This window comes from Fontivita pretiosa, from assembly GCF_050410795.1.
GTDB classification, from domain to species: Bacteria; Planctomycetota; Phycisphaerae; order Tepidisphaerales; family Tepidisphaeraceae; genus Fontivita; species Fontivita pretiosa.
In genome coordinates this window covers 3,527,998-3,541,541 of sequence record NZ_CP191258.1, presented here as the reverse complement: position 1 = coordinate 3,541,541, position 13,544 = coordinate 3,527,998, and the positions used below count along the sequence as shown (strand labels likewise).

Here is a 13,544-nt window from a genome sequence, read left to right as displayed (position 1 = left end):
GCAGGATCATAGCAGCCCCGCGCGGGCCGTGGGAGTCGAGCGCGCCGCCACGCCGGTCGGCGCGGATTCACCCGACGGCGACGGGTTGACCGGGCACAGGCCACGCCCGCCGCGACAGTTCGTCGCTCCAGCGGCTCCCACGCACGTGGGCCTCACTCCCGAACATACGCCTGAAGTTCCGTGAGAAACTCGTACAGCGCCGTGGCCGAATTGTGTTGCGGATCGTCGCCCTGGTGGACCAGAGTAAAGTCCTCCTGAAGCGCCGCAGCCGCCAGCTCCATCATCAGTTGCCGACGATTCTCCTGACTGAGAAACTCGTGGTACTTGGCGCGGAAATACTCGTAGCCGTCTGGATGCTCCTGGAACCACAGCCACAAGTTGATGGGCGGGCCGATGTGCGACAGCACATGATCGATCGAACACCACTGCCGCAGGTCCGCGGTAACGCCGATGGGTTCGACCCACAGGCGCTGTCCGTCGTCGCTTTCGACCGCGTCGAGCAGGTGTTTGATCTTGATCATGGCTATGCCTCCCTATACCAGCATACCTCATAACAAACCGCGTGCCCGATCTGTTTCATGCACGCAGCGAGGCTACTGGCTACCAATAAAACGAATTAAACTTTGTGAAGATCGGATACGGAGTAGGGATTTTTGCAGCGTCGGCACGGGCCGGTTGCCGGCAACGGCATGCAGGATGAATTCAGCCGCCGCCGGCTGGGTCGCCGACGTCGGAACGGTCAGTGCGACCGAATCGCTGGCCTGGGGAGCTTCCGCATCACTGCCAGCATCCCCGCCGCCGCACAGCCGACTGCAAATCCGATCGCGGTGGAGAACACAATGCATGAGGCCGCCGTGGCAAGGACCACCAGCAGTTGGGCCGGGCGGCGGGCGTCGCGCGCCACCCACGCCAGCGCGAGACCGGCTCCGATCAGCATGATCCCCAGGATCGCCTTGGGATAGGCGGCTAACAGACCAAGGATGGCGCTACCGAAGGCAAGCCCTGTGACGATTTTGAGCGCGCCCAGCATCACCACGCTGCCGCCGGTGCGGGCGCCGAAGTGATACTGCCCGGCAAGCCCTCCGGCTCCGTGACACATCGGCATCACTCCAATCGGCACAGTCAGCAGATTCATCATGCCCACACTCATGGCCATGCGTCTGGGGCTGATCGGGTGCCGGGGAAAGTACTCCGCGGAAAGCGCGCACACCGCCACAACCGAGTTCAGCAACGTCAGCGGCAACTGCGGCACCGTGCCGCGCACAAGCCCGTCGAACCATTCCGATCCACCGGGCCAATGGAATGCAAACGCCGGCAGCGACAGGCTCACGCCTGCGTATGCTTCCGGCCGGCCCAGATACAGCAGCACAAAACCCAGTACAAACACGTACAACAGTGCCGGCTGCCGCCGGGAAACCAGAGCCATCACCCCCGTGCCCAGCAGAATGGCCGTCAGCCAGCTATCCCAGCCGATGGCCGGCAACTGCCAGATGTACTTGCCGCCCTCCAGCGCCAGCTTCGCGCCTACCCCCAGTTGGATGCCGCGTACAACCCACCTGGGGACCCACTGACTGACGCGATCGATCAGCCCCGAGCCGGCCAACACCACCAGAATGGCTCCCATGAACATCCCGGCGGCGACCAGGCCGCCCAGCCCCATCCCTTCGGTGATCGCCACCGCCGCCAACGCCTTCATCGGCTGCACCGGAATCGGCTGGCGAAACAGCAGCCCGGTGGCGATGTTCAGCGCGCCGGCACAGACAAACACCGCCCCGATGTCCAGGTGTGACTTTTGACAGACGCTGACCACCAGCGGCAGGAACGTGCCCAGATCTCCGAACGAACCGGCCAACTCCTGCATGTTGAAACGCAGTGGAATGGGAGCCGCCGCAGGTGCCGCTGCCGTGGCATCCGGCGCGAACGCACCAGCAACGCGCCCATCGCCGTCGCCATTTGGCGGAACGGTCAAGGCCACGGACGGATCATTCGGTTCCGGGCCGACACGATTCTCAGTGATGAAGCGATGCGACATCGTTAGCGATCATAGGGCTTCAGCCCGGACGATTTTTCGCTTTCTTCTGCCGTGTATCAGGGCTATAACGATTCCCGCTCCACAGGAGGCCGGCATGGGCAGAAAGCTGTACGTCGGAAACCTGAGCTACAACGTGGACAGCTCACAGCTCGAACAACTGTTCGCGCCGTACGGACGCGTGGTCTCGGCCCAGGTCATTTCCGACCGCGACACCGGTCGCAGCAAAGGATTCGGTTTCGTCGAGATGTCCAACGAGCAGGAGGCACGCGCCGCCATCGCGGCGCTGAACGGCCAACAGCACGTCGGGCGAACGCTCACCGTCAACGAAGCCCGTCCGCGCGAGGATCGAGGCGGCGGGCGCGAGGATCGAGGCGGGCGCGGTGATCGCGGCGGGCGAGATCGATCCTGAGATGCTCGCAAAACCCGCATTCGGGGGCTGAATCCTTGCATTGCAGGCGGCTGCAACAGCCGTCAGACGTTGGCGCCGCCGCCCGCTTCACCTGCCGGCTCACTGGTTCGATCTTCCCGGCCCGTGATCCGCACTCGCCGACCCTCGATTCGCAACCGTCCTTCGGCGAACAGCCGGATCGCCTGCGGATAAGCGATCTTTTCCTGCTCGAAAACGCGCCGCGCCAGCGTCTGTGGCGTGTCATCCTCCAGCACCGGGCAGGTTCTCTGGAGGATGATCGGCCCGGTGTCGTAGTTCTGATCGACGAAATGAACCGTACAGCCGCTGACCTTGCACCCGTGCGCCAGCACCGCTTCATGCACCCGCCGGCCGTACATCCCCTTGCCGCCGAAGCTCGGCAGCAGGGCCGGATGAATGTTCATCACCCGCCCCTGCCATTGCGCAGGGATCTCCAGCAGGCACAACCAGCCCGCCAGGCAGACCAGATCCACGCCGGCGGCATCGATCAGCTCGAAGACTCGCCTGCTGAAGCTGGCCACATCGGGGAATTGTCGGCGATCAACGACGTGGGCGGGAATACCGGCCGCACGGGCGCGATCCAGCGCCTGGATGTCCGGGCGCGACCCGATCACCAGGCGGATCCGGGCATCGAGCTGTCGCGACGCGATGGCGTCGATGAGGTTCTGAAGCGTCGTGCCTGATCCGCTGACCAGCACCGCCAGATTGATCGGGCCATGAGTCATCGATCTGTTCGGTAAGGCTAAAGTCGAGACGACCACTGCTAACGTCGCGCTTTAACCGCCGCGGCATCGCGCAGCGAAAGGTCCGGGTACTGCGGGTCGGCCCCGACATCCGGCCGGCGTTTCCAGCTTCGGGCGCAGGCCTTGTACTTGTCGCGTCGATCGACCAGCTCGACACTGACCGCCGGACCCTGGGGCGACTTCTCGGCGAAACTGTGGTATCCGGCGCCGATGATGTCCTCCAGATCCGGCCCGTAGGCCTGGAGCCGCCGGCGGATTTCATCGTCATCAACGCGGTAAATGATCTCCGCGTCCAGGGCCTTGTACTTGCCGATCTGCCGGGTGAGTCGATCAAGCTGCATCAACGCCTGATCGCGCAGCTCCATGAGCAGCTTCCATTCCTCGCGCTGCTGCTCGCTGACCTCGACGCCGGAGGGCTCGGGCAGCAGCGTCAGATGCACGCTTGGGCAATCGCTCTCGCCGGCAGGCTTGTGCTGGATGTGCTCCCAGGCCTCGTCGGCGGTGAACACGATCATCGGCGCCAGCAGCTTGGTCAGGCTCACCACCATGCGATGCATGACGGTCTGCGCGCGACGTCGCAGCGGCGAATCGGGCGCCTCGCAATACAGCCGATCCTTCATCGCGTTGCCGTAGATCGCGCTGATCTGCACGGCACAAAAATCATGCAGCAGACGGAACACGCGGTGAAGCTGATACGCATCGTACGCCTCGCGAACGCTGACGATGAGCTGGTCCAGCTCCGCCCACGCCCAGCCATCCAGACTGTTCAGCGGGATCTGCCGGGCATCGCTGGCGGGGTTGAAGTCGTACAGGTTGCTCAACAGGTATCGCAGCGTGTTGCGGATCTTGCGGTACTTGTCGCTGAACTCCTGGATCATTTGCGGCGAAGCGGGGATGTCGCCCTGGTAATCCACGCTGCACACCCACAGGCGCAGCAGATCGGCGCCGTGGCGTTCGATCTCCTGGGTGGCGGTGACATACTCCTTGTCGGATTTGCTGACCTTGGTTCCATCGGGCTTGACCACGAAGCCATGCGTAAGCACCTGCCTGAATGGCGGCACGCCCGTGGCGCCCAACGCCGGCAGCAACGAAAGCTGAAACCACCCGCGGTGCTGGTCGGATCCTTCCAGGTACATGTCCGCCGGATACGCAAGGTAGCTTCGACGTCGCAGCACCGCATTCCACGAGCTGCCCGATTCGAACCACACGTCGAAGATGTCCTTTTCCTTGCGAAGCGTGTCTTTGGGGAATTGCGGGCCGGGATCGTAATCGCCCAGCAGTTCCGACGGCGACTCGGTAAACCAGACATCCGAGCCTTTCTCGGCAAAGCGTCTGGCGACGGCGCGGACCGACTGCGGCGTGAGCAGCGCCTGACCCTGCTCGTTGTAGAAAACCGGAATCGGCATGCCCCAGGAGCGCTGCCGCGAAATGCACCAGTCCGGACGGGATTCGAGCATCCCCTGGATGCGCGCCCGGCCCCAGGCGGGAATGAACTGCGTCTGCTCGATCGCGCGCAACGCACGCTGCCGAAGTGACAGCCCGGCGTGCTCGTCCCTGAAACCCGCGGCCTCATCCCGGATTTCAAACGGCTTGTCGATCGCGATGAACCACTGTTCGGTGGCGCGGAAGATGGTCGGCGTCTTCGATCGCCAGTCATGGGGATAGCTGTGTACCAGCTTCTCGGTACCCAACAGCACCTTCAGCTCGCGCAGCTTCTCGATGATGATCGGGTTGGCCTCCCAGACCGTCTTGCCCTGGATCCACGGCGGCACGGTCTCATCGAAGCGTCCGTTGGCCAGCACCGGACAGTAGATCTCCAGGTTGTTGTGGATGCCGGTGTGATAGTCGTCCTCGCCGTGCCCGGGGGCGGTATGGACCAGCCCGGTGCCGTCGGTGGTCGTGACGTACTCGGCGTGCACGATCCGCCCGGTGCGGTTCATGAACGGATGAATGTACTCCAGGCCGACCAGGTCCTTGCCGAAGACTGTCTTGACGACCTGAACCTGCTCAAGCCCGGGCAGCCTGCTGAACACCCGCTCGACGAGGTCCCTGGCCACCACGTCCACATGCCACTCCTGGTTCCACAGGAACTTCACGAACGCGTACTCCACGTCCGGATGCACGGCAATGGCCAGATTCGCCGGCAGCGTCCAGGGCGTGGTCGTCCAGATCAGAAAACCCACCTTCGCGTTCAATCGCAGATCAAACCTGCCCTTCAGCGCCCCGGGGTTGGCCGCCGGGAACTCCACATAGATGCTGGTGTCTTCCACGTCCTTGTATTCCAGTTCGGCGTCGGCCAGGGCAGTCTGATTGGCGATCGACCAGTGCACCGGTTTGAGCTGTTTGTAGACCAGCCCGGCTTCGACAAAGCGCGCAAAGACCTCCAGCGTGGCCGCCTCGTAATCAGGAGACATCGTCAGGTATGGATTGTCCCATTCCCCAAGGATGCCCAGACGCTGAAACTGCCTGCTCTGGATTTCGGCGTATCGCCTGGCGTAGTCGGAGCACAGCTTGCGGATCTCGATGGTCTGCATCTGCCGCGACTTGCCGCCAAGATCCTGCGTGATCTTGTGCTCGATGGGCAGCCCGTGACAGTCCCAGCCCGGCACATAAGGCGTCTGATAGCCCTGCATCGAGCGGAAACGCAACACCACATCCTTGAGCACTTTGTTGACCAGATGCCCAACATGAATGTCGCCGTTGGCGAAAGGCGGGCCATCGTGCAGGATCCACTTGCCCCTGGGACCGGCGGCACGGGCGGTCATCAGCTTCTCGTACAGCCGCATCTCCTGCCATCGCGCCAGACGCAGCGGCTCGTTCTGCACGAGCCTGGCCTCCATCGGAAAACTCGTCTGCGGGAGGTTGAGCGTCTGCTTGTAGCTGACCTTCTGCTGCGCCGGTTGCGGTTGTGAAGCCTGAGTGCTCATGATGAAGCTTCCGTAAGGACGGACAATTTAGCGGATTGATCCGAGACATTCGAGATCGCCGGCTGTGCCTGATCGTGATGCAGACGGATCGACCTCCACTGGCCACGCACGAACCGCCACAGCAGAAACAACCCCAGCAGTGCCCCGAAGACGGTCGCCAGCGTCCAGGGTCCGGCCACGCCGTATTGCGGCGCGCGCCACGCCAGAACCGCCCCGCCGAACACGACGATCGTCCAGACGAGCACCGCCTGCACCGCTGCGGGGACCAGCGTGTCACCCGCCCCGCGCAGGGCGCCCACGTACACCACGAACATCGCATCGAAGATCTGGTAGATCGCCACGAAGAACATGATCGTCGAGCCGATCCGCAACACCTGCGGATCCTGCGAGAAGATTCCCAGAAGCTGGTAGCGAAACGCCCACAGCACGATCCCCGTCAAAACCATGTAAATCGCGCACACGACAAACCCCAGGTGCGCCCGCCGGGCCGACAGATCCGGCCGGCCCATCCCGATGTACTTGCCCACCAGCGCGGTCACGGCATTGCCCACCCCGATGGCCGGCATGAAACACAGATGCATGTAGCTGAACGCGAAACTGTTGGCGCTCAGCGCCGCCGTGCCGAAGCTGGCCACGATCACGTTCATGAAGATCGTCCAGGCGGCGATGTCGCAGACGAGCTGGAAACCCGCCGGCAGACCGACCCTCAGCAGCGTGCGAAGCATCGGCCAGCGCACACGCCAGTCCAGCGTCGCATGTACGCGCGCGAACTCGGCACGCCAGACATACAGCCCCATGATCAGCAGCTCGCAGGTGACGGCGGCGTTGGTGCCCCATGCGGCACCGGCCACACCCAGCGCCGCAAAGCCCCAGTTTCCATAGATCAACAGCCAGTTGAAAAAGACGTTGGCCAGGATCCCCACCAGCGTTCCGGCAAAAACGATGCCCGGGCGGTGCAGGCCCAGCAGGAACTGGCTCATGGCCACCGCCGCCAGTTTTGCCCATCCCGCCAGCGACACAACACGCATGTACTGTGCTTCCAGTCGAACCATCCGTGGCTCGTGTCCCATCACGCGGAACATCGGCTCGGCCAGCGGCCACAGCAGCAGCGTCGCCACCCCGAACGCCACGCCAAACCACATCCCCTGCCACAGGTATCGCCCCGTCGAGCCCAGATCGCGGCGTCCGAAGCTCTGGCTGACCAGCGTGTTCACCAGCAGCAGCACCCCGAAGCCAAAGCCGATCACACAGAAATACGTGATGCCCGATGTCCCCGCCGCCGCCGCTTCCAGATCGCCCACCCGCGCCAGCATCCACCGGTCGGCAAACTGCATCAGCGTGTACGACGCCATCTGCGCCACCGTCGGCGCCGCCAGAAGCAGCAGCTCGACGATCGGCCGCCGCGACATACGCTGCGTCAGCGTCCCCGGTGACACCGCTTCGCCTGGCTCGTTGCTGTCCTGATTCGATCCATCCCTGTTCGCCATGACTGACTCTCCGGCCAACAAAAAACCCTGAGGCCCGGCGCCTCAGGGTTCTGTTTTCCGCTCGCTCGTGATGCGATTGCCCCTAGACGCGGCCTGTTCGGTGCGTCGAACGAATGATTCTGGGAGCAATCGCAATCATCAGTCAGGTCCTGTTCAGATCCAAGATAGTATCGACTCCAAGGCCGAAGTCAATGAGCCTTGGTCCTGAGTCATCCCCGATTTGGCGCCACGGATTCGGATAGGTCCAGAACCGCGGCAAGGGCGGCCGGGGGACTGGCGTTGACTTGGTCGATCATGATCCGGCCGATGGTCCCGATGCTGCACTCGATACGGCGGTTGGTGGTGCACCAGGCCGACCGGCGGAATCGCGTCTGGGCGATGATGCCCACCCCGCATGGCAGCAGGGAAATTCTAAGGGGTCGGGAGTATTTTCCGGACCTTGGAAAAATGCTCCCGACCCCTTTTTACCTCACGTGCTGATCGAACTCGATCCGCTGAGTTTCTGTTTGAGGATCTGGTTGGCGGTGGCGGCATCGACCTGCGAGCCGTAGGCCTTCATGAACGCTCCCATCGCCTTGCCGAAGTCCCGGGCGGTGAAAGGATGCTGAGCCAGGAACTGCTCGATCAGGCGCTGCGTTTCCTCGGGCGAGGCCTTTTGCGGCAGGTATTCCTGGACCACCGCCAGCTCGCGCTTGAGCTGTTCGGCCTCGGCGGTTTTGCCGTAGTTCTGATATTCCTCGATGCTCTTGGCGAGCTTTTTGGCATAGGCGGCGACAGCCTGTTCCGGGGTCATCTTCTTCAGATCAGCGGATTTGGCGTCGCTGAGGAGCATTCGCAGGACGTTGAGGCGGTCCTTTTGCCCGGCCTTCAGCGCCGCCTGCACGTCCTGGGTGAGTCGTGAAACCAGATCCATGTTTTACTCCGGATGAGATGCGGCTATAGTATAGGTTCTACTCCGGGGCCGCGAGGGTCGCACTTCAATGCGTGAAGCAGGCAATGGTCCGCCAGCCCGGCGCGGAGCCGGCGCCGGCTCAGGGCCAACGCCAGGCGCTTTTCGCTGCGGGGACGGAGCAGCGGCGAGCTGTGTTCCGGCCCGTGCGCAGGTTCAGCGGCCGTAGTATGTTAGAAGTCATCAAGCCCCGGGATCACACCGGTCCGGTACCGGTTGCAGCACCCTTCAAATGGATGCGCACGGATGAGTGATACAACTCTGGAAGGCATTTTGCATATCGCCGATGAACGGCGCGACGGACAACTGCGCGATCCGGCGCAACCGCTGCGCCCGCTGCGGGGCGGCATCGTCGTGCCGCGAAACACCATCAAACAGCTTCAGCTTCGCCCCGGGCTGCTGCTGCGAGGCGAACAGCGCGGGCGGGCGCTGGCGCGCGTACAGGCCATCGAGGGCCGAACGCCAGACGAATACGTCGCCAAGGCTCACCTCTACGAGGGCACGGCGCTGGATCCGGCCCCGATGATCAAGCTGGAGCACGATCCGGCGGAGCTGACCACGCGGGTAATGGACATCCTCACGCCGGTGGGCTTCGGGCAGCGCGGGCTGATCGTCGCCCCGCCGCGCAGCGGCAAGACGATTCTGCTTCAGAACATCGCCCGCGCCATTCATGCCAACTATCCGCACGTGCAGCTTGTTCTGCTGCTGATCGACGAGCGGCCCGAGGAAGTCACCGACATGCGCCGCAACGTTCCGGGCACGGTCTACGCTTCGAGCAACGACAACACCGTCGAAAAGCACCTGGACCTGGCGCAGCTCGTAATCGAGCGGTGCAAGCGACAGGTGGAGTTCGGCGCGGACATCGTGGTTTTGCTGGATTCGCTGACCAGGCTGGGGCGGAGCTTCAACGTCGGCGGGCCAGGCAGCGGGCGGACCATGTCCGGCGGCATCGACGCACGCGCCCTGGAGATCCCCAAGCGACTGTTTGGAGCGGCCAGAAAACTGGAAGAAGGCGGCAGCCTGACCATCCTGGCCACCTGCCTGATCGACACCGGCAGCCGCATGGATCAGGTCATCTTCGAGGAGTTCAAGGGCACCGGCAACATGGAGCTGACGCTGGACCGCAACCTGGCCAACATGCGGATCTTTCCGGCGCTGAACATCGCCCAGAGCGGCACGCGCAAGGAAGAGAAGCTCATGGACGAGAAGACGCTGGCCGCGGCCCGCGCCGTCCGCAGGCACCTGATCAACATGCCCCCCGCCCAGGCCATGAAGGCGCTGCTGGAAGCACTCCAGAAGCACAAGACCAACCAGAGCCTGTTCAACTCGATGCGGGTCTAATCGGGACGGGCCAGTTTGCAGCCACGGCAGAGCCGTCGTACGATCGCCGCGCGACTTTCGTCGGGAGGAGGCCCGTGGTGAATTTCCGTCAAATCAGCCGCCTGCTGTGCATCGCGTTTCTCTGCCTGATCTGCCCCCAGCATGTGTTTTCAGCACAACCCACGACTGCCCCGGTTCAGCTTGGCGGGCAGCGACACATGTTCATCGACGAGATGATGCTGGCGGAGGTCAAGGGTGTGAGCTTCCAGGTACATCCCCCGACGCCGATCAAGCCGGTGCTCAAGGACGAGTTCCCCTGGGAGAACCCCGGAGAGTACTCGTCAGTCATCGAGGATCCCGGCGGCTACAAGATGTATTACCTTTCGACGCGCGACGGCGTGGCGTTCGTGTGCCTGGCGATCTCGACCGACGGAGTCGCGTGGGAAAAGCCCAAGCTCGGGCTGTATGAGTTCCGAGGCTCCCGGGAGAATAACATCGTCATTTGGGGCACGGGCACGGGCAGCGCCTATTACGACGAGCACGACCCCGATTCCGCCAGGCGGTACAAGTACTTCACCTGTCAAATAGGCGATGACAAGCCCGGCACACCAACGGCGGAGGGGATGGTGCTGTACACATCGCCCGACGGGATTCGCTGGGTGAAAAATGAGGTGCAGCTTCTGCCTTTCAATGCCGATTCGCAGGCCGTCTTCTTTTGGGATCCCAACCACAACAAGTACGTATGCTACATGCGTGGCAACCACGGCGATGTGCCCAAATCCCGGGGACGCAAGGTCGTGCGGGCCGAAACCGACGACCCGCTGAAGCCCTGGCCGTACACGCCGTCGCCCAACCCGTTCTGGCACGACCATGAGATGCCGTACGTAACCACGGAGCTGCCGACGGTGCTGAGCACCGACGATCGCGACCCCGAGGAGACCGACGTATACGGCAGCCAGGTGTTCCTTTATCCCTGGGCGTACAGGGTGTACCTGGCGTTTCCGACAATCTACTACCATTACAAGAACGAGCGGGTACATCTCTCGATCGACGGGCGAGGCGGAAACGTCGGCGTGGGCGAAGTGCAATTGTGCGTCAGCCGTGATGGCATCAACTGGAAGCGCTATCCGCGTCCGGCGTATCTGAAGCAGGGCTGGTACGGCGACTCGTACTGCGGCTGGCCGTGGGTGCTGCGCGGGATGTTCCGCCGCGACGACAAGATCCTCCAATACGCCAGCCTGCGGCGCAGCGGTCACGGCGGGAGAGAATTCGTTCAATCCCCGAGCCACGAGTGGGACGGGTTTGTCCTGATGCATCAGCCGGCCGACCGTTTCGTCGCCGCCGAGTTCGACTACACGGGCGGGGTGATCACCACAGAGCCATTCGTGTTCGCGGGCGACCGGCTGCACCTGAATCTGGCAACCGGCGCCACCGGCGAGGGTCGCGTGGGCATCCTCCGGGCCGACGGCTCGCCGATCCCCGGCTTCTCGGTTCAGGACTGTTACATCATCAACGGCGACTACCTGAGCCGGGAAGTCAGGTGGCGTTCGGGTGCGGACGTTTCGGGTCTGGCGGGACAACCGATTCGCCTGCGTTTCGAGATGCGCGGCACCAGGCTGTTCGCCTTCCAGTTCGTGCCCGGCTGAAAAAGGGGTCGGGGGCTGAAAAAGGGGTCGGGAGTGGCTCAGTCTCGACCCTCATAATTGGCGTAGATCATGATGTCGTGCGTCAGGGTCCGCAAGAGCATCTCCTGCCGGCGACGGCGGCGTTGCACGGAACGCAGGGCATCGCCAAAGTTCCGCTTCATCATGCTGTTGACCGTCTCGCTCTGCGCTCGCTGGCCGTAGGTTCGCCGGTCCGCCTTGCGGGCAAACCGCTGCTTCATCAGCCGGCGATATCGACCGCCGGGCGGCTTGCTCGACGGCCGCCCGATGCCCGTGGGAATCACCGAGCGCACACCCATGTCCAGGCGGGCGCTGCGGTGGTTGGCCTCTGAGTCGTATCCAGCGTCGGCGACGACGACGTTCACATTGGCCCGCCGCCACGCATGGTACAACAGCGGCGCGAAGTCCGGCGCATCGGACCCGCAGCCGATATGAACCCGCGCCGCCAGGATGAGGTGACAGGCCGAGGCCACCGCCAGGGCCAGCTTCGGCATCTGCCGGGCCCGGCGCGAGCGTGAGCGATTGACCTCGTCTGCATCGGTTTTTTCGGTGTATTTGCCGCCATCGCGCAGGAGCATCTTGCGGCAGACGCGGTCGTAATGGCGTGAGCGGTGACGCGCCTCGTAGCAGGTGCTGTCGAGGGTCAGCGGCTTGCTCGAGTCGAGCTTACGCAGCAGTTTGGCCTTGGCGGCAAGCTGGGCCAGGAGGTCGAGCATGCGGTTGACGCGCCGGGTCTTGAGAAGCGTGCCGAAGGCCCGCCAGAGGGTGTTGTGATCCGGGGCGCGGGACATGCCGAGGTCGGCCAGCCACTGCGGCGAGTCGCGCAGCAGTTGCTCGGCCCTGCGATAGCTGAGCTTGAGCTGCTCGCGCAGAACGAGGCAGGCGAAGAGTTGCGGGAGCGTGAAGTCGTGGCGGCTGCAGTCGCAGGAGTAGGCCGGCCAGACGCGGAGGGCCAGTTCATGGGCCTGCCGCAGGACCTTCCATGGTGATCGAGATGTTTCCATCCCGCAGCTTGTACCCACTGCATCGGCGTGGCGCTACCGAACATGCGCCGAACTTGGAGAGGGTCGAGACTGAGCCGGTCGGGAGTCTTTTCCGCGGCCAGACAAAGACTCCCGACCCCTTTTTTCGGCGCGACCCCTTTTTTCGGCGGTGTCGCGACGCGCTGCTGACGTTTGCGATTCGCGCGGTTTTGCGATAACAAGAAGTCTGCAATTCGCCGGCACAACTCTGGTCGGGCGCCGGCACGCCGGTGCGGCCGGAGCCTCGGAAAGGCATGGGATCCCATGAGCGCGGGAATGAGCATGAGGCAAGACACCGCAATCGCCACCGCCGCCGATTACGCCGACGCTCTGATGTCGGCGCGGCGAGCCAAGAATGTACTGGCCATCGTCCTGTTGCTGCTGATCATCGCGCAGCTCGTGCTGTTTTTTCTGGTGCGTTATGACGTGCTGGTGTTGAATCCGCCGCCAGAGGCCGCGACCCAGCCGGCCGGCGGCATCGACTGGCGGCTGGCGCTGCACTACGCGGTCGGACTCACGACCTTTGGCGGCGTGACCCTTTCGATCGTGTTGAGCCTGGTCCTGCTGCTGATCGTGAACATCATGCTGGTCGGGCGGCTCATCGGCGTCGGACGCCTCACCAGCGCCTACATCTGGGCACTGGTGCTGGTGGTGCTGCTGTTCCCCTGGCAATCCTTCCTGAACAACGTGAATCTCACCCCCGACCGCGCCACGTTCAAGATCCCCGGTGTGCTGTACACCTTTCAGGAGCTGGCCGATCCGCAGGTCGGCGCCAAGTTTCCCAACGAGCCGCTGCTGGTGGCGTTTCTCAAGTGGACGCGGTTCGTCGCCGCCCCGCTGGTGGCGTTGATCATTCTGCTGGTTATCCAGGTCAAGAGCAACCGCGGCATTCGCCAGTCGCTGGGCGAAGACGAGCCCCCAGCCACAGGTGAGAGCACCGAATCAGCCATCTCCTGAGCACCAATCCACAGAC

The 13,544-nt window shown here is 63.5% G+C and carries 11 protein-coding genes; 4 read left to right on the top strand and 7 right to left on the bottom strand.

The features are described 5' to 3' along the window. Positions 1–152: 152 nt before the first annotated feature. Positions 153–521 carry a DUF488 family protein gene (locus ACQS5P_RS14335; RefSeq protein WP_428937303.1) on the bottom strand — a complete coding sequence of 123 codons (369 nt, stop codon included), beginning with the start codon at positions 519–521 and terminating at the stop codon, positions 153–155. A 218-nt stretch (positions 522–739) separates the two neighbouring features. Next, a complete protein-coding gene (locus tag ACQS5P_RS14330) occupies positions 740–1,861 on the bottom strand; it encodes a putative sulfate/molybdate transporter (protein ID WP_428937302.1) in 1,122 nt (373 codons plus the stop codon). A gap of 265 nt (positions 1,862–2,126) precedes the next feature. On the opposite strand from ACQS5P_RS14330, the gene ACQS5P_RS14325 reads away from it, so the two are divergent. Continuing rightward, entirely contained in the window at positions 2,127–2,441 is a 315-nt protein-coding gene (locus ACQS5P_RS14325) for an RNA recognition motif domain-containing protein (protein WP_428937301.1), read from the top strand. 62 nt (positions 2,442–2,503) lie between these two features. Here the strand turns inward: ACQS5P_RS14325 and purN are convergent, their stop codons facing one another. From purN to ACQS5P_RS14305, 4 genes are all read right to left on the bottom strand, one after another. After that, positions 2,504–3,184, bottom strand: a complete 681-nt coding sequence (purN, locus tag ACQS5P_RS14320) for a phosphoribosylglycinamide formyltransferase (RefSeq protein ID WP_428937300.1) — start codon at positions 3,182–3,184, stop codon at positions 2,504–2,506. A 38-nt stretch (positions 3,185–3,222) separates the two neighbouring features. Further along, a complete protein-coding gene (ileS, locus tag ACQS5P_RS14315) occupies positions 3,223–6,129 on the bottom strand; it encodes an isoleucine--tRNA ligase (RefSeq protein ID WP_428937299.1) in 2,907 nt (968 codons plus the stop codon). Further along, positions 6,126–7,616 (bottom strand): MATE family efflux transporter, encoded by a 1,491-nt coding sequence (locus ACQS5P_RS14310; protein WP_428937298.1) that lies wholly within the window; start codon positions 7,614–7,616, stop codon positions 6,126–6,128. The genes ileS and ACQS5P_RS14310 overlap by 4 nt, the downstream gene beginning before the upstream one ends. A 469-nt stretch (positions 7,617–8,085) precedes the next feature. After that, positions 8,086–8,529 carry a GatB/YqeY domain-containing protein gene (locus ACQS5P_RS14305; protein WP_428937297.1) on the bottom strand — a complete coding sequence of 148 codons (444 nt, stop codon included), beginning with the start codon at positions 8,527–8,529 and terminating at the stop codon, positions 8,086–8,088. A gap of 282 nt (positions 8,530–8,811) precedes the next feature. On the opposite strand from ACQS5P_RS14305, the gene rho reads away from it, so the two are divergent. Both rho and ACQS5P_RS14295 read left to right on the top strand, forming a co-directional pair. Next, complete coding sequence (gene rho, locus ACQS5P_RS14300) at positions 8,812–9,906, top strand: transcription termination factor Rho (protein ID WP_428937296.1); 1,095 nt, start codon at positions 8,812–8,814, stop codon at positions 9,904–9,906. 77 nt (positions 9,907–9,983) lie between these two features. Beyond that, positions 9,984–11,531, top strand: coding sequence for a hypothetical protein (locus ACQS5P_RS14295; RefSeq protein ID WP_428937295.1), 1,548 nt, complete (start codon positions 9,984–9,986; stop codon positions 11,529–11,531). Positions 11,532–11,569: 38 nt separating this feature from the next. Here ACQS5P_RS14295 and ACQS5P_RS14290 read toward each other — a convergent pair whose 3' ends face one another. Then, positions 11,570–12,553, bottom strand: coding sequence for a transposase (locus ACQS5P_RS14290; RefSeq protein WP_428937294.1), 984 nt, complete (start codon positions 12,551–12,553; stop codon positions 11,570–11,572). Positions 12,554–12,847: 294 nt separating this feature from the next. On the opposite strand from ACQS5P_RS14290, the gene ACQS5P_RS14285 reads away from it, so the two are divergent. Then, positions 12,848–13,528, top strand: coding sequence for a hypothetical protein (locus ACQS5P_RS14285; protein ID WP_428937293.1), 681 nt, complete (start codon positions 12,848–12,850; stop codon positions 13,526–13,528). Positions 13,529–13,544: the final 16 nt, after the last annotated feature.